This is a genomic window from Aggregatibacter kilianii, from assembly GCF_003129965.1.
Classification (GTDB): domain Bacteria; phylum Pseudomonadota; class Gammaproteobacteria; order Enterobacterales; family Pasteurellaceae; genus Aggregatibacter; species Aggregatibacter kilianii_A.
On sequence record NZ_NRCJ01000005.1, the window covers coordinates 160,400 to 186,553 of the forward strand.

The 26,154-nt window shown below is 41.3% G+C and carries 27 protein-coding genes and 3 pseudogenes; 21 read left to right on the forward strand and 9 right to left on the reverse strand.

What is annotated here, in order from left to right:
- The first annotated feature begins 154 nt into the window (after positions 1-154).
- Both DK430_RS05185 and hisIE read left to right on the forward strand, forming a co-directional pair.
- The gene (locus DK430_RS05185; RefSeq protein ID WP_109078042.1) at positions 155-778 is read left to right on the forward strand and encodes a DUF2726 domain-containing protein; all 624 of its coding nucleotides are present in this window, start codon (positions 155-157) and stop codon (positions 776-778) included.
- The gene (hisIE, locus tag DK430_RS05190) at positions 778-1,380 is read left to right on the forward strand and encodes a bifunctional phosphoribosyl-AMP cyclohydrolase/phosphoribosyl-ATP diphosphatase HisIE (protein WP_109078043.1); all 603 of its coding nucleotides are present in this window, start codon (positions 778-780) and stop codon (positions 1,378-1,380) included. The genes DK430_RS05185 and hisIE overlap by 1 nt, the downstream gene beginning before the upstream one ends.
- 49 nt (positions 1,381-1,429) lie before the next feature.
- Here the strand turns inward: hisIE and nfuA are convergent, their stop codons facing one another.
- Both nfuA and DK430_RS05200 read right to left on the reverse strand, forming a co-directional pair.
- Complete coding sequence (gene nfuA / locus DK430_RS05195) at positions 1,430-2,014, reverse strand: Fe-S biogenesis protein NfuA (protein WP_109078044.1); 585 nt, start codon at positions 2,012-2,014, stop codon at positions 1,430-1,432.
- 112 nt (positions 2,015-2,126) lie between these two features.
- Positions 2,127-2,813 carry a phosphoribosyltransferase family protein gene (locus DK430_RS05200; protein ID WP_109078045.1) on the reverse strand — a complete coding sequence of 229 codons (687 nt, stop codon included), beginning with the start codon at positions 2,811-2,813 and terminating at the stop codon, positions 2,127-2,129.
- Between the two features lie 156 nt (positions 2,814-2,969).
- Between DK430_RS05200 and DK430_RS05205 the strand changes: the two genes are divergently transcribed.
- Complete coding sequence (locus DK430_RS05205; protein WP_109078046.1) at positions 2,970-3,782, forward strand: Cof-type HAD-IIB family hydrolase; 813 nt, start codon at positions 2,970-2,972, stop codon at positions 3,780-3,782.
- A 90-nt stretch (positions 3,783-3,872) separates the two neighbouring features.
- Here the strand turns inward: DK430_RS05205 and DK430_RS05210 are convergent, their stop codons facing one another.
- Positions 3,873-4,214 carry a carboxymuconolactone decarboxylase family protein gene (locus DK430_RS05210; protein ID WP_109078047.1) on the reverse strand — a complete coding sequence of 114 codons (342 nt, stop codon included), beginning with the start codon at positions 4,212-4,214 and terminating at the stop codon, positions 3,873-3,875.
- Between the two features lie 115 nt (positions 4,215-4,329).
- Here DK430_RS05210 and DK430_RS05215 point away from each other — a divergent pair, with 115 nt between their 5' ends.
- Together DK430_RS05215 and DK430_RS05220 are read left to right on the forward strand one after the other, a co-directional pair.
- On the forward strand, positions 4,330-5,268 hold the full coding sequence (locus DK430_RS05215) for a cupin domain-containing protein (protein ID WP_109078048.1): 939 nt from the start codon (positions 4,330-4,332) through the stop codon (positions 5,266-5,268).
- 66 nt (positions 5,269-5,334) lie between these two features.
- Entirely contained in the window at positions 5,335-7,179 is a 1,845-nt protein-coding gene (locus DK430_RS05220) for an ABC transporter ATP-binding protein (RefSeq protein ID WP_109078049.1), read from the forward strand.
- 62 nt (positions 7,180-7,241) lie between these two features.
- On the opposite strand, the gene uvrA is transcribed toward DK430_RS05220, so the two are convergent.
- Entirely contained in the window at positions 7,242-10,073 is a 2,832-nt protein-coding gene (uvrA, locus tag DK430_RS05225) for an excinuclease ABC subunit UvrA (protein ID WP_109078050.1), read from the reverse strand.
- 169 nt (positions 10,074-10,242) lie between these two features.
- Here uvrA and DK430_RS05230 point away from each other — a divergent pair, with 169 nt between their 5' ends.
- The 5 genes from DK430_RS05230 to DK430_RS05250 all read left to right on the forward strand — a co-directional run bounded on the left by DK430_RS05230 (position 10,243) and on the right by DK430_RS05250 (position 16,110).
- Positions 10,243-10,722: a single-stranded DNA-binding protein gene (locus DK430_RS05230; protein WP_109078051.1), complete on the forward strand. Its 480-nt coding sequence runs from the start codon at positions 10,243-10,245 to the stop codon at positions 10,720-10,722.
- Between the two features lie 149 nt (positions 10,723-10,871).
- Complete coding sequence (locus tag DK430_RS05235) at positions 10,872-12,152, forward strand: site-specific integrase (protein ID WP_109078052.1); 1,281 nt, start codon at positions 10,872-10,874, stop codon at positions 12,150-12,152.
- Positions 12,139-13,659, forward strand: coding sequence for a site-specific integrase (locus DK430_RS05240; protein WP_204352516.1), 1,521 nt, complete (start codon positions 12,139-12,141; stop codon positions 13,657-13,659). The genes DK430_RS05235 and DK430_RS05240 overlap by 14 nt, the downstream gene beginning before the upstream one ends.
- A 2-nt stretch (positions 13,660-13,661) precedes the next feature.
- Complete coding sequence (locus DK430_RS05245; RefSeq protein ID WP_010907417.1) at positions 13,662-15,698, forward strand: integrase; 2,037 nt, start codon at positions 13,662-13,664, stop codon at positions 15,696-15,698.
- Position 15,699: 1 nt separating this feature from the next.
- Positions 15,700-16,110, forward strand: a complete 411-nt coding sequence (locus tag DK430_RS05250; protein WP_010907416.1) for a hypothetical protein — start codon at positions 15,700-15,702, stop codon at positions 16,108-16,110.
- 245 nt (positions 16,111-16,355) lie between these two features.
- On the opposite strand, the gene DK430_RS05255 is transcribed toward DK430_RS05250, so the two are convergent.
- Positions 16,356-16,652, reverse strand: coding sequence for a LysR family transcriptional regulator (locus DK430_RS05255; RefSeq protein ID WP_016533797.1), 297 nt, complete (start codon positions 16,650-16,652; stop codon positions 16,356-16,358).
- 125 nt (positions 16,653-16,777) lie between these two features.
- Here DK430_RS05255 and DK430_RS05260 point away from each other — a divergent pair, with 125 nt between their 5' ends.
- The 3 genes from DK430_RS05260 (at position 16,778) to arsB (ending at position 18,569) form a co-directional block, all read left to right on the forward strand.
- Positions 16,778-17,080 carry an ArsR/SmtB family transcription factor gene (locus DK430_RS05260; protein WP_014550505.1) on the forward strand — a complete coding sequence of 101 codons (303 nt, stop codon included), beginning with the start codon at positions 16,778-16,780 and terminating at the stop codon, positions 17,078-17,080.
- A 64-nt stretch (positions 17,081-17,144) separates the two neighbouring features.
- On the forward strand, positions 17,145-17,549 hold the full coding sequence (gene arsC / locus DK430_RS05265; protein WP_047977621.1) for an arsenate reductase (glutaredoxin): 405 nt from the start codon (positions 17,145-17,147) through the stop codon (positions 17,547-17,549).
- A gap of 3 nt (positions 17,550-17,552) precedes the next feature.
- Positions 17,553-18,569, forward strand: coding sequence for an ACR3 family arsenite efflux transporter (gene arsB, locus DK430_RS05270; protein WP_047977622.1), 1,017 nt, complete (start codon positions 17,553-17,555; stop codon positions 18,567-18,569).
- Between the two features lie 83 nt (positions 18,570-18,652).
- Here the strand turns inward: arsB and DK430_RS05275 are convergent, their stop codons facing one another.
- Positions 18,653-19,267 (reverse strand): cation diffusion facilitator family transporter, encoded by a 615-nt coding sequence (locus tag DK430_RS05275; RefSeq protein ID WP_010907412.1) that lies wholly within the window; start codon positions 19,265-19,267, stop codon positions 18,653-18,655.
- A gap of 72 nt (positions 19,268-19,339) precedes the next feature.
- Between DK430_RS05275 and DK430_RS05280 the strand changes: the two genes are divergently transcribed.
- Both DK430_RS05280 and DK430_RS13335 read left to right on the forward strand, forming a co-directional pair.
- Positions 19,340-19,738 carry a Cd(II)/Pb(II)-responsive transcriptional regulator gene (locus tag DK430_RS05280; RefSeq protein WP_109078053.1) on the forward strand — a complete coding sequence of 133 codons (399 nt, stop codon included), beginning with the start codon at positions 19,340-19,342 and terminating at the stop codon, positions 19,736-19,738.
- A gap of 14 nt (positions 19,739-19,752) precedes the next feature.
- Positions 19,753-20,112: pseudogene (locus DK430_RS13335) on the forward strand (arsenical-resistance protein); the annotation flags it as partial.
- Between the two features lie 52 nt (positions 20,113-20,164).
- On the opposite strand, the gene DK430_RS05290 reads toward DK430_RS13335, so the two are convergent.
- Positions 20,165-20,842 carry a zinc-binding dehydrogenase gene (locus tag DK430_RS05290; protein ID WP_016533871.1) on the reverse strand — a complete coding sequence of 226 codons (678 nt, stop codon included), beginning with the start codon at positions 20,840-20,842 and terminating at the stop codon, positions 20,165-20,167.
- 36 nt (positions 20,843-20,878) lie between these two features.
- On the opposite strand from DK430_RS05290, the gene DK430_RS05295 reads away from it, so the two are divergent.
- A complete protein-coding gene (locus DK430_RS05295) occupies positions 20,879-21,334 on the forward strand; it encodes a DUF411 domain-containing protein (RefSeq protein WP_109078054.1) in 456 nt (151 codons plus the stop codon).
- Between the two features lie 11 nt (positions 21,335-21,345).
- Positions 21,346-22,893: a multicopper oxidase family protein gene (locus DK430_RS05300; RefSeq protein WP_109078055.1), complete on the forward strand. Its 1,548-nt coding sequence runs from the start codon at positions 21,346-21,348 to the stop codon at positions 22,891-22,893.
- Positions 22,894-22,962: 69 nt separating this feature from the next.
- Here the strand turns inward: DK430_RS05300 and DK430_RS05305 are convergent.
- Positions 22,963-23,112: pseudogene (locus DK430_RS05305) on the reverse strand (arsenical-resistance protein); the annotation flags it as partial.
- Between the two features lie 53 nt (positions 23,113-23,165).
- Positions 23,166-23,555: an IS1 family transposase gene (locus DK430_RS05310; protein WP_162616808.1), complete on the reverse strand. Its 390-nt coding sequence runs from the start codon at positions 23,553-23,555 to the stop codon at positions 23,166-23,168.
- Here DK430_RS05310 and DK430_RS05315 point away from each other — a divergent pair.
- From DK430_RS05315 to DK430_RS05330, 4 genes and pseudogenes are all read left to right on the forward strand, one after another.
- The gene (locus DK430_RS05315) at positions 23,469-23,762 is read left to right on the forward strand and encodes a flavodoxin (protein WP_005612106.1); all 294 of its coding nucleotides are present in this window, start codon (positions 23,469-23,471) and stop codon (positions 23,760-23,762) included. The two genes, DK430_RS05310 and DK430_RS05315, sit on opposite strands and share 87 nt — an antisense overlap.
- Before the next feature lie 49 nt (positions 23,763-23,811).
- Positions 23,812-24,498, forward strand: coding sequence for a DUF4405 domain-containing protein (locus tag DK430_RS05320; RefSeq protein ID WP_162616809.1), 687 nt, complete (start codon positions 23,812-23,814; stop codon positions 24,496-24,498).
- A 95-nt stretch (positions 24,499-24,593) separates the two neighbouring features.
- Positions 24,594-24,806: a Gfo/Idh/MocA family oxidoreductase gene (locus DK430_RS05325; protein ID WP_005628486.1), complete on the forward strand. Its 213-nt coding sequence runs from the start codon at positions 24,594-24,596 to the stop codon at positions 24,804-24,806.
- A gap of 1,109 nt (positions 24,807-25,915) precedes the next feature.
- A pseudogene (locus DK430_RS05330) lies at positions 25,916-26,154 on the forward strand (poly-beta-1,6-N-acetyl-D-glucosamine synthase); the annotation flags it as partial.

Below are 26,154 nucleotides of genomic sequence, written 5' to 3' on the forward strand. Positions count from 1 at the left end.
AATAGGTAATAAAAAGAGTAAGTTACAAGCACCCGTTAGGAAACGGGCGCTATCAGTGGGGTACGGCGGTAGCGCAAAAAAGTGCGGTCGTTTTTAGAAGTGTTTTTCTTTATAATGACGGACATAAATTTCTAAGAATAACTAAGGTAACCAAATGATATTAGAACAATTAATAAGAAATAAAATGTTCTTTTTAGGATTAATTTTTATCGGTGTTGTTGTTTTATTAACCGTTCTAAAAGAGTTAACAAAGAAACAAAGAAAAAGAACAAAGAAAACATATCGTTACGTCGAGCCATCGATAGTGGATACGCATACAATAATAAATTCAAATTCTTTTTCCAGCCCAAATCTAGGTATTGTTGCTAATGCAGAATTTCACAGGAAGTTCTTATTAAATAAGAGCGAATATCGCTTGTTTACCCGATTGATTTCTCTATTAGAAAAATCCCATCAGGAGCAGAAATATCGTTTATTTTCTCAAGTCGCTATGGGGGAATTTATTCAAAGTGAAAACCCAGAAGCATTTCGTCTGGTTAACAATAAACGTGTTGATTTTTTAATTACCGATAAATTTGGTAATCCGGTGGTTGTGATTGAATATCAGGGTGGTGGGCATTATCAAAGTAATGCGATTGAGCGAGATGCTATTAAAAAAGAAGCTTGCCGAAAAGCCCGAATTGAATATATTGAATTTCCACAAAAATATGATGAATTGCATTTCGAACGAATATCACAAGTTTTAAATTTAGAATTTAATAGAAAGAGGGAAAAATAATGTTAGAAATCAACTGGCAAAAAATCAATAACCTCCTCCCCGTTATCGTGCAAAACGCCACCACTTGCGAAGTGCTGATGCTTGGGTATATGAATCCCGAGGCGTTGGAGAAAACCTTGGCGGAGAAGAAAGTCACGTTCTTTTCCCGCACGAAAAACCGTCTGTGGACAAAAGGGGAAACCTCGGGCAATTTCTTAAACGTGGTGGATATGAGCTTGGATTGCGATCAGGATGCGTTGTTGATTCTCGTGGATCCTGTGGGGCCGACTTGCCATACGGGCACGGAAAGTTGTTTCAGTCAGCTGCAAAATGAGCCGAATTGGATCTTTTTCAGCAAGCTGGAACGCTTGTTAAATGCGCGTAAAGGGGCTGATCCGGAAACCTCTTACACGGCGCAATTATATACGCGCGGCACTAAACGCATTGCGCAGAAAGTGGGCGAGGAAGGCGTGGAAACGGCATTGGCGGCGACGGTGAAAGATCGTAACGAAACCATTTGCGAAGCGGCGGATTTGGCGTATCACTTGACAGTGTTGTTGCAGGATGCGGATTTAAGCTGGGCGGATGTGATTGGTAAATTGAAAGAACGCCACGCAAAATAAATTTGACGTGCAATAAAAAACCACCTTATCGGTGGTTTTTTGTTTTGGCTTAGTAATAAGAATGTTCGCCACGTTGGTGTTCGGTAACGTCTTTGGCACCGCTGAGTTCACCCGGGAAGAGGCTGACCAGTTGTTTTTCCACGCCGTCTTTCAAGGTCACATCCACCATGGAGCAACCGTTACAACCGCCGCCGAATTGCAAAATGGCGTAGCCGTCATCGGTGATTTTCAATAAGGTGATTTTGCCGCCGTGGCTTGCCAGTTGCGGGTTGATTTGGGTTTGAATGACGTATTCCACCCGTTCGATTAACGGCGCGTCGTCCGCCACTTTACGCATTTTCGCGTTCGGTGCTTTTAAGGTAAGTTGCGCGCCCAGTTCTTCGGTCACATAATCGATTTCGGCGTCTTCCAAAAACGGCAGGCTGATTTCATCTACAAAAGCGGAAAAGGTGTCGTATTTGATTTCCGTGTCGCTGGCTTCCACGGAATTCGGCGGGCAGTAAGACACGCCGCACTCGGCATTCGGCGTGCCGGGATTGACCACAAAAATACGAATGTTGGTGCCTTCTTCCTGTTGATCCAATAAGCGGCGGAAATGGGCTTGCGCCGCCGCTGAGATAGTGATTTGTTGCATAGTTCTCCCACAATAAAACCGGATTAAATTTGTCGGACATAATACGCCTCGCGCAGCTTTTTTTCTACCTTTTGCTGTAATAAAAAAATGCCGATTTTGTCTTTCGCGCGTTTTATGTGCGGGCAAGCCCCCACACCTGAATATGGGCTACGTTGGCTTTGCGCAACAGCTTGGCGATTTCGTTTAAGGTGGCGCCGGTGGTAATTACATCGTCCACTAATGCCACACTGCGATACGGAAAACTCTTGCGTTTTGTCGAAAGTTGAAACGCATTTTTCAGATTTTGTCGCCGATCTTTGGCACTTAACCCTCGCTGGGTCGGTGTTCGTTTAGTGCGGGCGAGCACATGGTTATTCACGGGAAGGTGAAGCCATTTGGCAAGTTGCCGAGCCAATAAATCCGCCTGGTTATACCCGCGTCGCCATTGCCGAACATGATGCAACGGCACGGGAAGAATGACATCGGGCAAAGGTAATCGGTGGTTGCGGCGCGCTTCGCGAATCGCCAAATACAAAAGGCGCGCTAAGGTGCGGTCGAGCCGGAATTGATTTTGAAATTTGAAGCGATGAATTAACGTAGAAAGCGGTTCGTTGTAACGCCCGATAATCACCATGCGATCCCACGACGGTTCCTGTTGCAAACAGTTGCCGCAGTGCAACGCATTTTCCGCTAATTCCGCGCCGCAGCAACCGCAATAAGGAAAACGCCGAATGGTGCGGTTGCAACGGCTGCATAGGCCGTGTTTGGCAAGTTTGAGGGGCGTGTGGCAATGCACGCAGCAGGATTGAAAAACGTTCACGAAAACGACCGCACTTTATTGAATGAAGAGGCGTATCATAAAAGTGCGGTGATTTTTTTCGATGTTTTTTCGCCGATTTTAGGATCCGTCTCGCAAAAATGCTAAAATCAGGCGGCATTTTGAACTAAATTTTTTGATTTATAGAAAGAGATAACTATGACAATTCCCAATTACCGTGATCAAATTAAAGTGATCTTTTTTGACATCGACGAAACCTTATTTATGAAAGAACAGGATCAGTTGCCGGCAAGCGTGCCGCTGTTTATCCGCAAGCTCAAACAAAACGGCATTATTCCCGCCATTGCCAGCGGGCGTTCGCGCACGACGTTTCCGTGGCAGGTGAAACAGCTGATTGAACAGGAGGGGATGGATTTATTCGTTACCATGAACGGACAATCGGTTAGTCATAAGCATCAGAATATTGCCAAACATACCATTCCTACCGAGCAAATCCGCCGTTTAACCCATTTCTTCGACCAACATCACATTGCTTATGCTTTCATTACCGACGATGCCGTGAGTGTGTCGGAGAAAAACGAACGGGTAACCCGATCTTTTGATGTGATCACGACGGATTATTCCGTGGATAAACATTTTTTTGAACATCACGCTATCAGTCAAATTCTGCCGTTTTACCGTGAAGATCAAGACCAATTGGTGCAAAATTGCGGTTTATTGGACGGTTTACGCATGGTGCGCTGGCATGAGGAATCCGTGGATTTATTTGATGCGGAAGGTTCTAAAGCGCGCGGTATTGAAGCGGCGGTACATCATTTAGGGCTGACCATGGAAAACGTCATGGCATTCGGCGACGGCTTAAATGATTTGGAAATGCTAAGTCGCGTCGGCGTCGGTGTCGCCATGGGCAATGCCCACCCCGAGCTAAAAGCCCTCGCCGACCACATCACCGACCCTATCGACCAAGACGGCATTTACCGATTTTTGGTGAAGGCGGGGTTGATTGACTAGCGTTTGAAAAGTGCGGTGGTTTTTCCGCTCGTTTTTCATAAAAAAATCGGCACCTTAAGGTGCCGATGGTGTTTTAAGCCTGAATGAGCTTTAGTCTTTCTGTGTATTATAAGCCTCTAATGCACGCAACGAATAAGTGTAAGCGGCGCCCGCGTTTAATGCGATAGACATGGCGAGTGCGGCGGCAACTTCTTCTTCGGTAGCGCCGGCTTTCACCGCTTCGGCGGCGTGTACGCCGATACAGCTTTCGCAACGGGTGGTGACGGCGACGGCAAGGGCGATCAATTCGCGGGTTTTGGCGTCCAATACATTACCTTCCGCCGCGGCTGCGCTGAGTGCACCGTAAGCTTGTAACATTTTAGGGTGTTTTTTACCTAATTCGCCGAATGATTTTTTCACATGGGCAACGTCATTTTTCCAATCTGCAAACATAATTTTCTCCTTAAGCATATGTTTAAAATGTGTTTCAAATTTCGAGACAAATTATAAGTAAATTCTTGTATCATACTTGCCAATTCGTCTTAACTTTTATACTTAAAATCTCATTATGGATTGTCTTGATAAACTTATTCAGTTGGCGCAAGTCAGCGGCGAAGTGAATGTCCGTTGCTTATTTCAGGGTGATTGGCAGGTTCAGCAGGGCGCTTGCGGAAATCAATATGTCGGTATTTTTCATTTAATTGAACAAGGGGATTGTTGGTTGAGTCTGGAAAATCAACAGATTCATTTACAAGCTGGCGACATTTTTTTTCTCCCGCAAAATCGACCGCACTTTATTGCTAGTCAAACGCAACCTGATGTAATAAAAAAACGGAAGACGCTCTCAAAACCGCAAGAAAATCAGACGGATTTATTCAAGGTTTATCATATCGGGCAAAATTCGCCCGATTTAAAAATGTTTTGCGGCATGTTGTATTACAACCGCCCGTCCTTGTTAATTGATGCATTACCGCCGTATTTGCATTTGTCTTTACGCGACACGCCGCTGTTGCCGCTGATCCAGGTGTTGCAGCAGGAGGCGGATAAAACGCAAAGTGGCGCGAAGTCCTTGATTGATTCGCTGGTGACCGTGCTGTTTATTTATATTTTGCGTCACGGATTACAATCGGCACAGCTTAATCAAGGGGTGCTTGCCGGCTTGCAGGATAAGCGTTTGAGCGTTGTCTTAACACAATTGTTAAACGCGCCGCAACAGGCGTGGAGTATGGATTCTCTGGCAGAACTGGCGGCGATGTCGCGGGCGAATTTTATGCGGGTGTTTCAACATACGATCGGCATGGCGCCGGGGAAATTTTTGACTCAGCTGCGCCTTCAACAGGCGGCGTTATTGTTGAATAAAACGCAGAAAAGCGTGTTGGCGATTGCGCTGGAAGTTGGCTATCAATCGGAGGCGCATTTCAGCAAAGCCTTTAAAACCGCCTACGACATGAGTCCAAGTCAGTATCGTAAACGTCAGCCCCATGAGTATCGACTGAAGCAAATTTAGGCTATAATGCGCCCCAATTTACAGGCAACAACCGAGTTGCCTTTTGTTTTTAAGGATAGATGATATATGTTCGATAAAATTTTCAGTTGGTTTGAGAATCGCCTCAATCCGTATCCCGACCCATCGCCGAAAACGCCGGATAAAGGCTTGTTCCGCTTTATTTGGTCGAGTATTGACGGCATGAAACGCTGGATTTTGTTGTTGGCGATACTCACCATCGGCACCGGCGTTATGGAAGCCATTTTGTTCCAATTTATGGGGCTGTTGGTGGATTGGCTTGGTGTTTATACGCCGGCGACCTTATGGCAGGAAAAAGGGCATCTGCTTCTGGGCATGGCGGGTTTATTGATTTTCAGTATCCTCTGGCTGTTTTTAGCCTCCGCCGTACGTTTGCAAACGTTGCAAGGGGTTTTCCCAATGCGCCTGCGTTGGAATTTTCACCGCCTCATGCTGGGACAAAGTTTGAGTTTCTACCAAGACGAGTTTGCCGGTCGGGTTTCCGCCAAAGTAATGCAAACCGCTCTGGCAGTGCGCGACACAGTACTGACCATCGCCGATATGTTGGTTTATGTGGTTGTCTATTTTGTCACCTCAGGTCTGGTGCTTGCTTCGTTAGACAGTTGGTTCCTGCTGCCTTTCTTTGTTTGGATTGTGCTTTTCATCACCATTTTACGCCTATTAATCCCGCGCCTTGCGAAAACCGCCGAGCGTCAGGCGGATGCGCGTTCTCTCATGACGGGGCGGATCACCGACGCTTACGCCAATATTGCCACGGTGAAACTGTTTTCTCACGGTTCTCGTGAAGCGGGCTACGCCAAGCGCTCCATGGAAGAATTTATGGTGACTGTGCACGCCCAAATGCGTTTGGCGACTTCGCTGGATAGCTTGACTTATATTACCAACGTTATGCTGATTTTAAGCACTGCCGTCATCGGCGTATTACTTTGGCAACAAGGGCTGGTGGGCGTCGGTGCCATTGCCACCTCCACCGCGATGGCGCTACGCGTGCACGGACTTTCCCGCTGGATTATGTGGGAATCGGCACGCTTATTTGAAAATATCGGAACAGTGAACGACGGCATGAACACGCTAACCAAGCCGCAAACCATTTTGGATAAACCGAACTGCCCGCCGTTGAACGTGACGCACGGTGAAATCAAATTTAATAATGTCAGCTTTGCTTATGACCCGGTTAAACCGCTGTTGGATCATTTCAATTTAACCATTAAACCGGGCGAAAAAGTGGGCTTGATCGGGCGTTCCGGGGCGGGTAAATCTACTATCGTCAATCTACTTTTACGCTTCTATGAAGCGCAACAAGGTGCGATTACCATCGACGGACAAAATATTATCGACGTGCAGCAGGAAAGTTTGCGCAGCCAAATCGGCTTGGTGACGCAGGATACGTCGCTATTACACCGTTCCGTGCGTGATAACATTGTGTACGGCAGACCGAGCGCCACCGAGCAGGAAATGCTGGATGCGGCGGAACGCGCCGAAGCAGCGGATTTCATTCCGTATTTGAGCGATGCGCAAGGTCGTCACGGCTATGACGCCCATGTGGGCGAACGCGGCGTAAAACTCTCCGGCGGACAACGCCAGCGTATTGCCATCGCCCGCGTAATGTTGAAAGACGCACCGATTTTATTACTGGATGAAGCCACCAGTGCATTGGATTCCGAAGTGGAAGCGGCGATTCAGGAAAGCTTGGACAAAATGATGGAAAACAAAACCGTTATCGCCATCGCTCACCGTTTATCCACCATCGCCGCCATGGATCGCTTGATCGTATTGGATCACGGACAAATCGTGGAACAAGGCACTCATGCTGAACTGCTGGCGCACAACGGCTTATACGCCAAATTGTGGCAACACCAAAGCGGTGGCTTCTTAAGCGAACATGTAGATTAAAAATACCGAAAAAAATGACCGCACTTTATAGACCTAAAGTGTGGTCAAAAAATACGGCGTTTTTAGCCTTTCGCCAGAATGCTCTTCAGGAAGCGGGCGGTGTGTGAACCCTCCACGTTGGCAACCTGTTCCGGTGTGCCGGTGGCGATGATCTGCCCGCCGCCACTGCCGCCTTCCGGGCCGAGATCCACAATCCAGTCGGCGGTTTTGATTACGTCTAAATTATGTTCGATGACCACAATGGTGTTGCCTTGATCGCGCAAGCGGTGCAACACGGAAAGTAGCTGTTTGATGTCGGCGAAATGTAACCCTGTGGTCGGTTCGTCGAGAATATACAGGGTTTTGCCCGTATCCCGCTTGGAAAGTTCCGTCGCCAGTTTCACCCGTTGCGCCTCACCGCCGGACAGGGTGGTGGAGGATTGCCCCAAACGGATGTAAGACAAGCCCACGTCAATCAGGGTTTGCAATTTACGGGCAATCATCGGAATGGCGTCGAAAAATTCACGTGCGTCTTCCACGGTCATATCCAACACTTGATGGATGGTTTTGCCTTTGTAGCGAATTTCCAAGGTTTCGCGGTTGTAGCGTTTACCCTTACATTGATCGCACGGCACATACACATCCGGCAGAAAGTGCATTTCCACTTTGATCACGCCGTCGCCCTGACAAGCTTCGCAACGCCCGCCGCGGACGTTAAAACTGAAACGTCCCGGGTTGTAGCCGCGCGCACGGGCTTCCGGAACACCGGCGAACAGTTCGCGAATCGGCGTAAACACGCCCGTATATGTCGCCGGGTTGGAACGCGGCGTGCGTCCGATCGGGCTTTGGTTAATGTCGATGACTTTGTCGAAAAATTCCAAACCTTCAATGGATTTATACGGCGCTGCTTCGGCGTTTTCCGCGTGATTCAAGGCATTTTGCGCAATCGGGAATAGGGTGTCGTTTATCAACGTGGATTTGCCCGAGCCGGACACACCGGTGATACAGGTGAATAAGCCTACGGGAATGTCCAGATTGACATCTTTCAGATTGTTGCCGGACGCGCCGAACAGTTTGAGCATTTTTTTCTTATCAAGTGCGGTGCGTTTTTTCGGTATTTCGATCTTTTCCGCGCCCGATAAAAATTTACCCGTGAGGGAATTCGGGTTTTGCATAATTTGTTGCGCCGTGCCTTCGGCGATGACGCTACCGCCGTGTACGCCTGCGCCGGGGCCGATGTCAATAATGTGATCGGCGCTTAAAATGGCGTCTTCGTCGTGTTCCACCACAATTACGGTGTTGCCCAAATTCCGCAAATGAATCAAGGTGTTAAGCAGGCGTTCGTTGTCCCGTTGGTGTAAGCCAATGGAAGGTTCGTCCAATACATACATCACGCCGACCAGACCCGCGCCGATTTGACTGGCGAGACGAATACGCTGCGCTTCGCCGCCCGAAAGGGTTTCGGCAGAACGGGAAAGGGAAAGGTAGTTCAAACCCACATTCACCAAAAATTGTAACCGCTCTTTGATTTCTTTCAGGATTTTCTCGGCGATTTGGGCTTTTTGCCCGCTCAGTTGAAGTTCACTGAAGAAACTCAAGGCTTCGCCGATACTTTTTTCCGATACGTCAGGCAGGTTGGTTTGCTCAATATAGACGTTACGCGCTTCCGGGCGTAAACGGGAACCGCCGCAATCGGCACAAGGGCGGTTGCTGATGTGTTTGGCGAGTTCTTCGCGCACCGACATGGATTCCGTTTCTTTATAACGGCGCGCCATGTTGTTCAAAATGCCTTCAAAGGTGTGGCGACGCAGCACCACATCGCCGCGATCGTTCATGTATTGAAACTCGATTTCTTCCTTGCCGGAGCCGTGCAAAATAATCTGCTGAATTTTTTTCGGCAGTTCCTCAAAAGGCGTTTCAATGTCGAAATGGTAGTGTTTCGCCAGTGAGGTGAGCATTTGGTAGTAGTAGAAATTGCGGCGATCCCAGCCTTTAATGGCGCCGTTGGCAAGGGAAATACCGGGATTTTGCACCACGCGTTTTTCATCGAAATATTGCTGTACGCCCAAGCCGTCGCAAGTCGGGCAGGCACCGGCGGGATTATTGAAAGAAAACAGACGCGGTTCCAGTTCCGGCACGGAATAACCGCAGTGCGGACAGGCAAAATTGGCGGAGAAAATTAATTCTTCCGCTTTCGGATCGTCCATATAGGCAACTACTGCCGTGCCGCCGGAGAGTTCTAATGTGGTTTCAAAGGATTCCGCTAATCTTGTGGCTAAATCCGACCGCACTTTAAAGCGATCCACCACCACTTCGATGGTGTGTTTTTTCTGTAATTCCAGCTTCGGCGGATCAGACAAATCGCAAATTTCACCGTCGATACGGGCGCGAATATAACCTTGCGCGGCTATTTGTTGCAGCAACTTAACGTGTTCGCCTTTGCGCTCTTTCACCAACGGTGCCAACAGCATCATTTTGCTTTCTTCAGGCAAGGAAAGCACCTTATCCACCATTTGGCTGATGGTTTGCGCCGCCAGCGGCACATTGTGGTGGGGACAGCGCGGTTCGCCCACACGGGCAAACAATAAACGCAGATAATCGTGAATTTCGGTAATGGTTCCCACCGTCGAACGCGGGTTGTGGGAGGTGGATTTTTGTTCAATAGAAATCGCCGGCGAAAGCCCTTCAATGTGGTCCACATCGGGTTTTTCCATTAATGACAGAAACTGGCGCGCATAGGCGGACAGGGATTCCACATAACGGCGCTGACCTTCCGCATACAGCGTATCAAACGCCAAGGAAGACTTGCCGGAACCGGATAAGCCGGTGATGACAATCAGTTTGTCGCGTGGAATGGTTAAGTTAATATTTTTCAGATTGTGGGTTCGCGCCCCACGAATGTCGATGGTATCCATAATAGATTTTATAAATGAAAGAAGTGTAAATTTGCGACAATTATCGCATATTCCTAAATAACTGTGCAAATATCCAGTTAATTTTGTTGAAGGCGTGGATTTCTTCTGAATTTTCAGGCAGAATAGGGCAAATTTTTTTACAGCAAAATCGAATAAAGAAGAGGATATTATGGCTGGAGTAAATAAAGTAATTATCGTCGGTAATTTAGGCAATGACCCTGAAATCCGCACCATGCCGAACGGCGAAGCAGTTGCCAACATCACAGTTGCCACCAGTGAAAGCTGGAATGACAAAAACACCGGCGAACGTCGCGAAGTGACCGAATGGCATCGCATTGTGTTCTACCGTCGTCAGGCAGAAGTGGCGGGCGAATACCTGCGCAAAGGATCCAAAGTGTATGTTGAAGGACGTTTAAGAACCCGTAAATGGCAGGATCAAAACGGCCAGGATCGCTACACCACGGAAATTCAAGGCGACGTGTTACAAATGTTAGACAGCCGTGCCGATCGTCAATCCGCCGGCGGCTATGCCCCGGCAGCCCAACCGAGCTACCCAAGCCAAGCACAAAGCGCCCCGCGCGCTGCCCCGGCAAGCAAACCGGCTACTGAAGCGCCGATGGATAATTTTGATGATGATATTCCGTTTTGAATTCCATATACAGAAATTATGTAAAAATACATCGTAGAAACCAGAGAGAAGCCTTATAAAATAAGACTTCTCTTTTTTTACATTAATTTTGACACAATATCTTTAATTTGATAGTATTTATATATGATATTTTTGTAAATTAAATGAATATGCATAGATTAGAAACAGTCCTTTTTTCAAATGGAGAACGTTTTCCTATATTGGTTAATGTTAAAACTGGTATTCCTGATTTTTATTCAACCTTATGGGTAACTGTAGAACTACGTAATCAATCCGCAGTAAACACAATTAGAAATAAGCTGGGAACTATACAGTGGATAATGAATTGGGAAAAACAGAATAATCTTGTTATTAGTGATCTAATTCATAACAAAGTACTCTTAACAGAAAACCAATTAGAATCTCTTATCCAACATATGAGAATAAATGTAAAAAAGCGAAAGAATGTAATCAATACAAAAAAAAGTGTGTTAATGAAAGGTAGGACTCAATTTATTGATATTTATTCTGCCGTATCTCTTAGTCATCAATATAATAGACTAACAACGCTTTCAGAATACATATTATTTCTATCTAAAGTAATTAATGTATCTAATGAATATATTGAAAAATTGACGAAACTAATTACTTTAATTAAAGAGTTAAGACCTAAAAATCATAAAACATTATCTATCAAACCAGAAAGTGAGCTACCTGATGGATTGTTAGATGAGTTTATGTCTATTGCGAACTTTTCTAATCCTAATAATCCATTTCAAGATATTGGAATTAGAAAAAGAAACCATTTGATGTTTATCTTATTAAAGGAATTAGGGATTAGAAGAGGAGAGCTATTATCAATTCAAATCCCATTTATTGATATAGGGACAGCTAAATCCTCAATTACAATTAGACGAACGCATGATGATAAATTTGACACAAGGAAGAAGCAAGCTGTAAGTAAAACGAAAGAAAGGCGACTTCCTATTTCACAAAATATAGCTCAACTTATCAATGACTATATTATGAACTATCGCTCTAAGATTCCTAACGCTAATAAACATCCATATTTATTTGTAACCCATCGAAAAGGAAAAACGCAAGGAAACCCAATTAGTACCAGTTCTTTTGATAACGTTATTGTACCAACAATGAAAAAGATAGATCCTAAATTTTCTATTATTCATCCGCATATTTTTCGTCATGAATGGAACTTAGATTTTTCACGAAAGGTGGATAAAAATAATCAAAATATAAATCATGATTTTTCTCATAAAGATTTTATTTCTTCCGAAAAAGAAGCAAAGATGAGACAACATCTTATGGGACATACATCCGAGAAATCAGGAAATATTTATAATCAACGTTATATAAGAGAAAAAGCTAACAAGATATTATTAGATCTTCAGATTGAGTTTCAAAAAAAGGTTGATAATTATGAATCAGAATAAACTTCTTAGACAGTCAAGAGATGGGTATGCATTTGATGAAAATGAAAACTTTTGGCGTATAAGTAAAGACAAAACCATTAACTTTTCTCAACATATATTAAATATAAATAAAAAAACATTAGACGGTTTTAGAAAAACATTAGCAATATATGCCGAAAAATACTCAAGTTATCACGTATCTCACATGTATCAACAGTTTCAACGATTAGTAATTTCAACTAACTTAGAAATAATTAATGTGCCAATAATCTTGGATTGGAAAAATAAACTAGGAAAAGAGCATGAATGGTATTTAGGAGCATTAAAGGGTTTTTTACTGTCATGGCATGAGTATGGCTATTATGGAGTTGATAAATCTGTTGTGTCATTGCTAGAAAGCTTTACGTTAAGTGGAAATGATAAAGGTAAATCGGTATTAATGAGATGCCCTTATACAGGAGCATTTACCGAAAATGAAATTTTGGCTTTAATGGCTGAACTTGCTAGACTTTGGAGAGAAGATCTTATTTCATTTGAAACATATGCATATATTCACTTACTTCAATCTACAGCTAGAAGACCCATTCAAATACGCCATTTAAAATTTGAAGACCTAAGAAAGGAAATCTCTCAAGGAACATGGAATTATTTTCTAAATATCCCTAGTGCAAAAAAAAGAGGAGGGCTATTTAGAGAAACGTTTAAAAAGCTTGCTATCACAGAGGACTTATATTTAATTCTCCTAAACTTTATGGAATATCAATATAAGAAATTGCTTAGTCTGGTTGATGAAACCTTTATTTCTAGTTATAAAATGAAATTACCAATGTTTATTGATTGGAATTGTTTAAAGAAGAATATCAAAAATAGGAATTTTGATCTTTCATTATTAAACAAAGATATTTTTCATTATTCTGCTTCTTCGTTGGAGCTATACGCATTACGAAAATTCTGTATTCACCAAAAAGCAATTTCAGAACGAACAGGTGAAATTATTCATGTAACAGCAAGACGTTTTCGCCATACTAGAGGAACAAATCTAGGAAGAAAAGGGGTTGGGGCAACGATTATAGCAGAGCTCCTAGATCATACAGATACACAAAACGTTAAAGTTTATACTGAAAATACAGCTGATACAGTGCAATACATTGATCGTGTTATGGGTGCTGAAATGGGAAAACTAGCTCAAGCATTTACAGGTAGAATTATTTCTAACTTAAATGAAAGCGAGAGGGGGCACGATCCAACATCTTTAATAACCAATAACGGAATAGATACAATAGGTGCTTGTGGTACAAATGATTTTTGTATAACTGGCTATGAAACTTGTTATTTATGTCCTAAGTTTAGACCGCTCGTTGATGGTCCTCATCAACAAATCTTAAATAAGTTGTATGAGGAAAAGGAAGAACGTTTAAAACAAACCAAAAGCATAGATTATGCATCATCCAAAGATCGTATTATTTTAGCTGTTGAGTATGTTGTTCAAGCTTGCAATGATATGAAAAGAACTATTGGGAGCCACTAATTATGAATAATCTAATTTTTACTCCACAAGATAATAATCCTAAATCTAATTTAGAGCAATTTATTAATTTCAGTAAAAATCAGCTTACTACCTTTGGAAATGATTGCTGGGAAAACAACCAATGGAAAACAACATTCAGCATTTATCCAGTTCAGGTTCGTTTTTCCACAGAAAGAATTAAATCTACAGCTTATAAATATGAGCCATTAGCTGCACCATTCATTGAGTTTGCCAAAGCCTATATTCGTTATACTTATTCTCTAAATCCTATTCGGAATTTAGCCCGACATACTGAATCTTTACGTATAGTTGAAATGGCTCTCTACAATATTAAAGGAAAAGCTGACATACTTCAGCTTGATTATTTAGTTATTCATGAAGTAGAAAATATCGTATCAAAAAAATATAAAAAAGGTACGGAATCAGTCAATAAATTAGGTTATCAAATTCAAAAATTATTTGATTTTTGTAGAGAAAATCAAATTACACCTCAACTACCTTTATGGAAAAGTCCTTACAAACGCCCTAGAGATTTGACTATATTACTGGATGAAAAAGGAAAAGAATACCGCTCCAGTAAAATGCCAACTGATGAAGAAATGATGTTGGTAGCTAAACTCTTTCATGATGCCCCCAATTTAGACAAAGAAACTGAATATTACACAGCTGTTATGGCTCTACTTATGGTTGCTCCATCTCGTTGTTCTGAGTTAATGTCGTTATCTGTTAATTGCTTAGAATGGGAGAATGATAGCTTAGGAAATAAGCAATTAGGTATTCGATGGATACCCGCAAAAAATGGTAAAGTGGGATTAAAATGGGTTCCTAGCTGTATGCAAGATATTGTTGTTGAAGCCGTTAAACGCTTAACAAATATAGGCACCCTAGCAAGAGGAGTTGCTAAATTTGCAGAAGAAAATCCTAATATATTGATGTTATCCAATAAAGAGGCTGCGCCATCCCGTTCTTTATACCAAAAGCCTTTAACTAAAAGTGAAATTTTTGAAGTGCTAGATATTGACAAAAATAGCACTAATACTAAATGGTTTAAAAATTTAATAAGTGAAAATGATGGAATTATAACTTATGAGGTGTTAGGAAAATTTTTATATAAAAAATATACATCAAAATTTCATAATTGGCCTTATGTTGATAAACATAAAAATGTTAAGGTTTCTGAAGCTTTATTATTATTTAGAGAAAATGAATTTCATGATGACTTTTCCCCTAAAAGTTTTTCTTTTGTGTTACCAACGGTGAATCAAATTAATGATAGGTTTTGCTATTCTGAAACTCGTCCTAAAACATCATTATGGGAAAAACATTGTATAGGCACATCCAAAGGAGAATTCATAAGATTACCATCACACAATGCAAGACATTGGTTAAGTACAAAAGCTGAACGAGGAGGAATGGATGAGTTAACTTTAGCTAATTGGGCAGGACGAGCAAGAGTTGCAGATAACAAGGCTTATGATCACAGAACAGAAGAAGAAAAAAGTGAATCAGTTAGGAATTTACTCATTCCCGAAGATATTTCTATCTTAGATAAAATTCATTTGAATCTTCCTATTACCTATGAAGACTTAGGGAAAGATAGAATTGGAATCGCAACGGTAACAGAAATAGGGATCTGTGAACATGATTATGCAATGTCTCCATGTTCTCGTCATGGAGATTGTGAAACATGTAAAGAGCTTGTTTGTATTAAAGGTTTAGAGCACTCCTTAGAAATCTTAAAGGTGCGTGAAGCCCAGATAACCGAACAATTTAATAAAGCTAAAGAACACCATAAAATAGGTGTTTTTGGTGCAGATCGCTGGATAAGTAATTTAGGATGGAGACTAACTCACATAAAAACTAAAATTAAATTCTTAGAAAATGAGAGCATCCCAAATGGTTCCTTATTAAGGATGCCTGATGAGTATGATCCTTCCCCTATTAAATTAGCTTTGTTGGAAAGAGGAATGGATCTAGATATACAGAAGAAAGAAACAGCTAAGTTAGACGATGATTTATATAGACTAATGGAGTTATAGTATGCCTAAAATTCTTATTACAGAAGAAAATTTAGAAGATATAATCATGTTGATTAATACTTGGGAGGGTAAATTAACATGGGATTTACTCTGTCATAAAGTGGCAGAACTACTGAATGTTAAAAGTATTGAGAGACAGTCTCTTGCAAATTATTCAGATATTCAAACAGCCTTTACTAGACGAAAACAAAAAATAAAAGAAAGAGCAAAAGCTAATCCTATACCAAATGTAACTGTGGATTATCTGCAAAAGCAAGTTAAGAATTTAAAAGCTCAAGTACAACGTTTGGAAGAAATTAATGAGCGATATAAACAGCAATTTATTGTATGGCAATATAATGCATATATGCATGGTATGACCCAAGTTACTTTAAATAAGCCTCTTATTGCAGTTAACCGTCAACGTAGGTAATTTATAGGATGTAAGGTAAATTATTTTTACTATAGTAGTCTCTACAAAAGATTGTCTGAAAATCAATTTTCAGACAATCTCTTCACACCTATTAAACTTCTTGATGGGTAGAGTAGAAAACAATTTTCGTCAACATCTACTTCTTCTGGCCGGAGAGATACAGCAGTTTAATGGCGCGTCAAACACTATTGTACTGAACTACGCCACGTCGTTGCCTAGGTGCACGCCCATATCAACCCCTTCTTTCACAATATCTGCCAACGATCGTCCACCACGATTTCCAAGCGGGTTTTCGGGTATTGGTTCAAAATCGGCTTTAATTTTGGATACAACACGGCTTCCGCTGCCATCGCCGGGGCGTTGATGCGAATCAATCCCGATGGCGTATTCAAAAAATCATTTAATGCATCGACTTCTTGGTTTATGGCTTGATAAAGCGGCAAAAGCTGTTCAAAAAACTGTTGTCCCGCTTCGGTTAGCGATACATTGCGTGTTGTACGGTTGAATAGTCGTAGGTTTAGCCGTGTCTCTAAATTTTTCATGCTATGGCTTAAGAATAGCGAAAAATGGGAAGTGGGTTTTTGGATTTGGAAAGGTGGCTTCGGACAATTAAAAAAACATTTCAATCATACTTGAAATATTGAAATTTCTTGTTATAATTACGCCTATGAATACGATACAAGCAAGCAAACTCTTTGAGAGCCTGTCTTCTCCGATAAGACTGGCGATTTTTCAACAACTTACCGCCGCAGGCAGTACTGGCATGATTGCTGGCGACTTGGCAAAACAGCTTAACCTTGCCCCGAATAATGTGTCTTTTCATCTAAAAAGCCTGTTGCATTCGGGGCTTGTGCGTGTGGTGCAGGAAGGACGGCACATGCGTTATTTTGCCGAGCTGGATTTGATGATGGCATTGACCCATTTTCTGACCCAAAACTGCTGTTCTCAAACAGGCGAATCTTGCCAGTGATTTTCAGGCAGCCTGAAAAATTATTGCCAAATATTTCTATATTTCTTGAAGGATTGGAGTAACTATGAACATTACCATTTATCACAACCCAAACTGCGGTACTTCACGCAATGTGCTGGCACTCATCCGCCACGCTGGTATTGAGCCACAAGTGATTGAATATTTGAAAAATCCGCCAAGTGAAACGACTTTGCGTAATTTAATCAAACGCATGGGCATCACGCCTCGCCAGTTACTTAGGACGAATGTAGTGCCGTATGAAACGCTTGGTTTGCAAAACGAAAAGTTAAGCGATGACGAACTCATTTCCGCCATGCTTCGTGAACCGATTTTAATCAATCGTCCGATTGTGGTGAGCGAAAAAGGCGTGAAATTATGCCGTCCGTCCGAAACAGTTTTGGCATTTTTACCGCCTTTTGCGATCCCGTTTGTCAAAGAAGACGGCGAAATTATTAATCATAAGGAGTAAATCATGGGGTTGTTTGAACGTTTTTTAAGCCTTTGGGTGGCGTTGGCGATTGTGCTGGGCGTGGTTTTGGGTGTTTGGTTGCCCAATGTATTTCAATGGGTTGCATCTTTGGAAGTGGCTCATGTGAATTTGCCTGTGGCGATACTGATTTGGCTGATGATTTATCCGATGATGATTCAGATTGATTGGTCGGCAATCAAAGACGTGGGCAAAAAACCAAAGGGCTTATTTTTAACCTTATTTATCAACTGGTTGGTCAAGCCGTTTACGATGGCGGTGTTCGGCTGGTTGTTTTTTCGGGTGTTTTTTGCAGGTTGGGTGGACGCACAGTCGGCACAAGAATACATTGCCGGCATGATTTTGCTGGGTGTGGCACCGTGTACAGCAATGGTGTTTGTGTGGTCGCAACTGGTCAAAGGCGACCCCAATTACACTTTGGTGCAGGTTTCGGTCAATGATTTGATTATGATTGTGGCGTATGCTCCGATTGCAGGCGTATTGCTCGGCGTAAGCGACATAGAAATTCCGTGGAATACCTTGATTTTAAGCACGGTTTTGTATGTGCTGTTGCCCTTGCTGGCAGGCTGGCTTACCCGCTCTTATTTACAAAAATCGGGTAAATCGGTGGCACAATTTTCAGGCAGCCTAAAACCCTTTTCCGTGATGGGCTTGATTTTGACGGTGGTGTTGCTATTCGCCTTTCAAGCCCAAACCATTATTGCCAACCCTTTGATTATTCTGCTGATTGCTATTCCCCTGCTGGCACAGACTTACGGCATTTTTGCCTTGGCTCACGTTTTGGCAAAATGGCTCAAATTACCACACGAAATTTCCGCCCCTGCGTGCTTGATTGGCACGAGTAATTTTTTTGAATTGGCGGTGGCGGTGGCAATTTCTTTGTTCGGTTTGCATTCTGGGGCGGCATTGGCAACGGTGGTCGGTGTGCTGGTGGAAGTGCCTGTGATGCTCTCACTGGTGTGGTGGATAAACCGAAAATCGCTGGGGAATAAAGGGGTGTAGGTTTTTCAGGCAGCCTGAAAGTTATTTTGCAAAATTTAAAAATAAAAACACCGCTTGAACATCAATCCAAACGGTGTTTTAAATTAACTGACTTTTAATTCCGCCCAAGCCCTTTTGATGATTTCTTGACTGGCTTGTAATGCCAAAAATGCCAAAACAAACGCCACAATTAAATCAGGATATTTTGATTGAAAAAAATAAACTGCCATACCCGCCAAAATTACCGCCACATTACCAATCGCATCGTTTCGGGAACACACCCACACACTGCGGACATTGCTGTCGCCATCACGAAATTTTAATAATATCAACAATGCCGACACATTGATCAATAACGCCAAAAATCCCACAATGCTCATTTCAGAATAACTGGGCATTTCCCCATAAAACACACGATAAATGGTTGTCATTAAAATAAATAAACCAAAACCGCCCATCGTTAGCCCCTTAACCATAGATGCTTTGGCTCGGTAACTTAACGCCATTGGCAAAACAATCAAACTTATCAAATAATTGGCACTGTCGCCCAAGAAATCCAAACTGTCCGACAACAGCGAAGTTGAACCTGATTTAACCCCCATCACAATTTCCACAAAAAACATTGATAAATTTAATATCAAGACAATCCACAAGGCTTTTTTGTACTTGGGCGATTGATGAATGGGCTGATTTGAACCACAACAATTTTGGCACGCCATTTTTTTTGCTCCTGTTTTAAGATGAAATTTGCTATACTATAAACTCCGTAGTCATTACAGGGTCAAGCCAAAATGTCAAAATTTTTTAAAATAAAACAAGCCAGTGAACAAACAGGCGTACATTTGGAAACCATTCGTTATTATGAAAAACAAGGCTTAATCGCCCCTACACATCAACAAAACGGCTATCGTGTGTTTGATGAAAATCAGTTAGAACAATTACGCTTTATTAAAACTTGCCGTAATATCGGTCTTTCTTTAAGTAACATCAAAACGCTGTTGCAATTACAACAAACGCCTAGCAAACAATGCAATGAAATCAATGCACTTGCCGAGCAACATTTGGCATATTTGGACGAACAAATCACAGAACTACAACAAGTTAAAACTTTTCTAATGCAATTTGTGGGTTGTGAAAATAAAACGGTTGATAAGTGTCAGATTATTCAAGGTATTAAAGAAAAAGAATAGCGGAATATTTTTCAGGCAGCCTGAAACCTTTTTCCATTATGGGTTTGATTTTGACGGTGGTGTTGCTGTTTGCCTTTCAAACCCAAACCATTATTGCCAATCCCTTGATTATTTTGCTGATTGCCATTCCCTTGCTGGCACAGACTTACGGCATTTTTGCCTTGGCTCACGTTTTGGCAAAATAGCTCAAATTACCACACGAAATTTCCGCCCCTGCGTGCTTGATTGGCACGAGTAATTTTTTTGAATTGGCGGTGGCAATTTCTTTGTTCGGTTTGCACTCGGGGGCGGCATTGGCAACGGTGGTCGGTGTGCTGGTGGAAGTGCCTGTGATGCTCTCGCTAGTGTGGTGGCTTAATCGGCAGGTAAAATAACGATGTGCCGTCTGAAACTTATTTTTCAGACGGCATATTTACCTTAAAACAATCAAACCTTTACCAAAATCTTCCCAATCTGTGCATTGCTTTCCATATAACGGTGAGCTTCCGCCATTTCATCAAAAGCAAAAACTTTGTCAATTTCTGGTTTTAATTGACCGCTTGCTAAGCCGTCAAACACGAATTTTTTCGCTTGAGCGAGTTTTTCTGGTACGGTAGTGATTTCAAACAATTCATAGCCTCGCACGGTTAAGTGTTTGCCTAAAATTGGGAACACAGGCACGGCGATATCATCGTGGCTTAATGCACCGTAGATGATGTATTTGCCGTCTTGTGTCATTGCGTTGATAATTTTTGCTGCTTCTTTGCCACCCACAGGGTCGAACACCAAATTCACGCCTTTGCCGTTTGTAATTTCTAGTAATTTAGCCGTAACGTCATCTTCTTTGGTGGCAATCACAAAATCCGCCCCTTTCTGTAAAAGCACATCGCCTTTGGCGTGCGTGCGAGACAGAGCAATCACGTTTGCCCCTTGCATTTTGGCGATTTGAATGGTGGCAATGCCTACCGAGCTGGTCGCTCCGCCCAATACAACAAAATCGCCTTTTTGCACTGTAATGGTACGTTGGCATATCTCTACTACAAGCAGTAGGATTTTGAGAAAAATTTTCAAATGATAGAATTTTTTCAGATTACTTGACCTTAACCCTAGGTCAAGCTTTAACATTGCGCCATTCCATCTCAATAAAAATAAGGACATCTTATGAAATTACATAAATTTACCCGCTCATTGTTGCTTTTAAGTTTAGGGATAACCGCTTGTGCTCAAGCACAAACACTTTCTATGGAAGTGTGGAAAAGCCCGACTTGTGGCTGTTGTAATGAATGGATCAGCTATATGCAGAAAAACGGTTTTGAGATTAAAGTCAACGAAACAGGCAATTATGATGCTCATAAGCGCTTTAACATTAAATATGAACATGCTTCTTGCCACACAGCCGTGATTGATGGCTATGTGATTGAAGGACATGTACCTGCTGAGGATATCAAACGTTTACTCGCAGAAAAACCCGATGCAGTTGGCTTGTCCGCACCTGGCATGCCGATTGGTTCACCAGGTATGGACGGTGAAGCATACGGCGGACGCAAAGATCCTTATGATGTTATTTTAATTAAGAAAAACGGTGAAAGTGAAGTGTTCAAATCCTATAACCAATAGGGGGGGAAAGAATGAAACGTCGAGATTTTTTACGTTATGGAATTGGAATTAGCTTAGCCAGTAGCTCGCTTTATAGCCTTGCGAATATGATGAACCACGCACAACATGGCAATATGGCGATGATGCATTCAGTACCTACTGGCCTAATGCCAACTGAGGCAATGCCTTCAGGTTTATCGCTTAATGGGATATTGCCAAAACTTGCTAATCAATCGACTCAAGCAGGGCTATTCACAGCCACTTTAAAAGCAGAGCCAATTAAAATTCGCCTCGCAGACAATAAAGAAACGGAATTTTGGGCTTATAACGGACAACTACCAGGGCCACAAATTGAAGTATTTGAAGGCGACACCGTAGAAATTGAATTTATCAATCACCTACCACAACCCTCAACAGTACATTGGCACGGCTTAGATGTACCAAATGAGGCGGATGGTAACCCGATGGATATGGTTGAACCGCAAGGGAAAAAAGTCTATCGCTTTACGCTACCTCAAGGCAGTGCTGGGACATATTGGTACCACCCTCATCCACATGACCATGTTTCCGAACAAGTCTATAAAGGCTTAGCAGGCACTTTCGTTGTTAAAGCGAAAAATGATCCGCTTGCACACCTTCCTGAACAACATTGGGTGATTTCCGATCTGCGTTTAAATGCCGATGGCACCATTCCAGCAAACACGATGTTAGATTGGATGAACGGTCGTGAGGGTGAATTTGTGTTAATCAACGGTCAATATCAGCCCCAGATTCAAGTGAAAACGAATGAACGAATCCGTCTTTGGAATGCCACTAGCGCTCGTTATTTTCGTTTAAACATTCCAGGGGTGAAATGGATTGTGGTGGGTACCGAAGGTGGTTTACTTGAAAAACCTCGCTCGCCTGTTGATGAACTGCTACTTACACCAGCCGAACGCGTTGAAGTGATTATGGTGGGTGAAACGCAAGGAACAGTCAATTTACAAAGCGGTTATTATGATCGCCGTAAGATGATGGTGCAAGAACAGCCTAAAGATCTCACTTTAGCCACAATTCAGGTGAAATCAGAACCTGTTCAGTTACCTGAAAGCTTAAGGTCCTTCCCTAACTGGGATGAGCCAAAGCAGGTTCGCCAAATTCGCTTTAGTGAAAAAATGATGAACCATACGAATATGCCAATGATGAATCACGGTACACATCACGCTACTACAACACCAACGGACAACCCTATTCCACCAATGATGAATGGTATGTTCTTAATCAACGGTCAAACCTTTGATATGAACCGTATTGATTTTGTTGCCAAATTGAATGAAGTGGAACAGTGGGAAATTTTCAATGAAAGCCATATGGATCATCCGTTCCATTTGCACGGCACTCAATTTGAAGTGATTCAACATACATTAAACGGCAAAACCTTCAAGCCAGAAGGCAGGGCGTTAAAAGATGTAGTCAATTTGCGCCCTTATGAAAAAGTGATTATTCGCTTTAAGCAAGGACACACTGGGTTGAAAATGTACCATTGCCATATTTTGGAACATGAAAATCTCGGTATGATGGGGATGTTTAAAGTGGAATAGTGGTATCTAACCATAAAAAACAGAGGGATTTTCGTGAAAATTTGTAAATCGCGAAAATCCCACTGCTTATCACTGCCTATTCCAACGGTTTAACAATGCAACAAGTGAGAGCATCACAGGCACTTCAACCAATACACCAACCACAGTCGCTAACGCCGCGCCCGAATGCAAGCCAAACAAGGAAATCGCCACCGCCACCGCCAATTCAAAAAAATTACTGGTGGTGTCCTGAAAAGTGTACTGGGTTAAATTTGTTTGGGATGATTGATTGCCTAAAATCCAATGTTAAATGATTTAATATGATAAAACATTGATTTGAAAAAACAGCAACTACGCCTAACGGCTCTGCTTAATCTGTGCCGAATCCGACAGTTATTACCCTCAATCGCTTTAGTATGTTGCTTACCCACCCATTGGTCACCGGTATCAGAAAACGCATTTACAAAAGCATCCCAATTATCGCCGGCAATACGTTCATAGCTTACTTTGAGTTCTTTTAAACGCTGCTTTAAAGCCAAAGCGGTTTGCAAATCACGTTTGCCCCAAACAAATGCCACGATTTCACTTGTCTTGGCATGATAACCGATGTAGATACGGTATTTTTGGTCTATCCGATTTGGTGGTACAAAATGCCAATGGCGCTTTATTCTTTGCTCGAGCAAGTAGACTTTAGTGGGAAAAATATTGTGCCGGTGGTTGGTCATGGTGGCAGTCGTTTGGGTGGAACGGATAAAGATATTCAGCAACTTCAACCACAAGCCAACGTGAAAAACGGTTTTGAGGCGTATTTGCATAAAACGGTAAGGGCTGAACAACAAGTGGAAAAAAGATTAGCTAAATTCTTAACCGAAAATGGTTATACAAAATAAAAATGTAGGGACACACAGCGTATGTCCCTACCATTTAAATTTCAATTTTATGAAGAAAAAATATCTCCTCCAACTCGCTCAAGATTTGGTTCTAACGGCAATATTGCTTTCTCTTTTTGGCTATCATCTTTATGAAGAAATCACGCACGAATGGCTCGGCTTGGTCTTTTTTGCTTTGATTATCTCACATCTTTCACTGAATACATGGTGGCTCAAAAAGACCTTTTCAGGCAGTTATAACAGCTATCGCATTTTGCAAAGTGCGGTCAATTTTGCAACTTTTTTGTCATTTTTAACCGCTTGTATCAGTGGCATTATGCTTTCTAAACATCTATTGGTGGAAATGCTATTCCACTCTACCACAGATTTAATGCGAAAAATTCATATGACCAGCACCCATTGGTTGCAAATTTTAGTGGGTGTACATTTGGGGTTACATTGGAAACCTATTGCTAATTTATTCGCAAATGGCTACCGTTTAGATCTTGAACATTGGCTTGCACGCAGGCTTATTCCAGCTTGTTGGCTGATTATTGCCGCTTATGGTATTTTCGTTTTTGTGCAACGAGAGTTGTTACCCTATTTATTGCTACAAGTAGATTTTGCCTATTTCAATTATGATGAATCGCAAGCGGTCTTTTATTTTGACTTTCTTGCGATTTTAATTGCGCTGGCTTACAGCACAAGATTTTTGGTTTGGTTCTTTTTATTTAGGAAAAAAGATGTCAAAAGTTAAATCTATTTAGATATTCTGTATAAATAACCTAAATGGCGGATAGATAGAAACGATCTTATACTCGCCACAATTTTATTAATTAAGGATAGCCAAATATGAAGAAAATTAATGTTGCCATTGTGGGGAGTGGGTATTCTACCCGTATTTTCCACGTTCCCTTTTTTAAAAATGATCATCGGTTTAACGTGATAAAATTTTTTGAGCGTTCAACCACTCGGGCATTAGCATGGTTCCCCAACATTGATATTGTGTCAAATTTTGAAAAGTTACTGACTGATGAGGTGGATTTAATCGTGATTAGTCAATAAGTGTAAAAATGGTATAATCAACTCAATGAATTTATGGACAAATATTATCTGTTTGGTATTTTATAGTAAGTACATTGTGTAAAAATAAAATCTGAAATCTAGTCTTTTTATTCTTTATTTTTACGTATTCACACTTCAATTTTGACAAATTAATATTTAATTGATTGATTTTAAAGCATTTTATAATTTACATTTTATAAATGATATAGAAACAACCGTTCTGAGTTACATATAAGTAAAATATAACTCAAATATATTATGAGAAGCCTTTTGTTATAAGGCTTCTCTTTTTTTAAGGGGAGTAATGTAATGGATTTAATATTCTTAATAATTATTAACTAATATGGTGGCTTTCTCTATTTTGTTATTACTACGTCAAGTTTTACTTCTTTCTTTTATACCTGCATTTCTCTTCTATAACTTTTCTAAAGTAACGATTTTTGATAATTCTTATATAATCAATAAGTAACAAAATACGATTGTTTTGATTATTCTATAATAGATTTTTTGCCAAATATTTAATGTTATTTTATTCTCTATGAGTCAAAGATGTATGACCTCCCAGTTCTATTTCATTAATAATTCTATTTCTAAAAAATGAATTAGGAACAATAAATTTCTACATTTCAAATGCTTATTATGACATGTCTTATGATTGTAAATTCCTCTTTCGGCATAATTTTATTCAAAATCAATGCGTTGTGTTTTAGTTTGTAATCAGTTGACATTTAGCTTACATAAACTTGACATTTTGGCGAGTATTTTATAGACTAACAATGATCAAATTTTGATCATCAATAGTATAAATTTCAGCAAGTGATGCATGGGTCATAAGCTGCTAATGATTGGTCATCTTTTATTTTATATTCATTAGATATTAATAAATTGAAAATTCTAAGTAGCCTATTTTATTCGTCTTTCAGCAAACTAGAGATTATATTAATAGAATTGATAATTTCGAGAGTTAAGTAAGAATGTATCTATTGCTTTCTCTTATATTGCGTATATCGGCTTATGGTTAGTATTATAAATATCTCTAATGCTGGTCTTGCACATACCTATTATTCATGACTACACATATACCCTCTATATATTTAATCTAATTTATTATGAGTATATTAGAAGTATTAGATATTTTTGTCTTTATGTACCCTGCGTGTATGGCGATTAATTGGCTCATTGCAGGTTTTTGTTACTATCTCTTTAAAGAAGGAAAGCTAAGCGAACCTATCTTTCAAAAAGCGTCTAAAAACCAAGTACCCATGATAAGCCTCATGGTGCCTTGTTATAACGAGGGCGATAATCTCGACGAATCCATACCGCACTTATTGCAGCTGAGATACCCGAA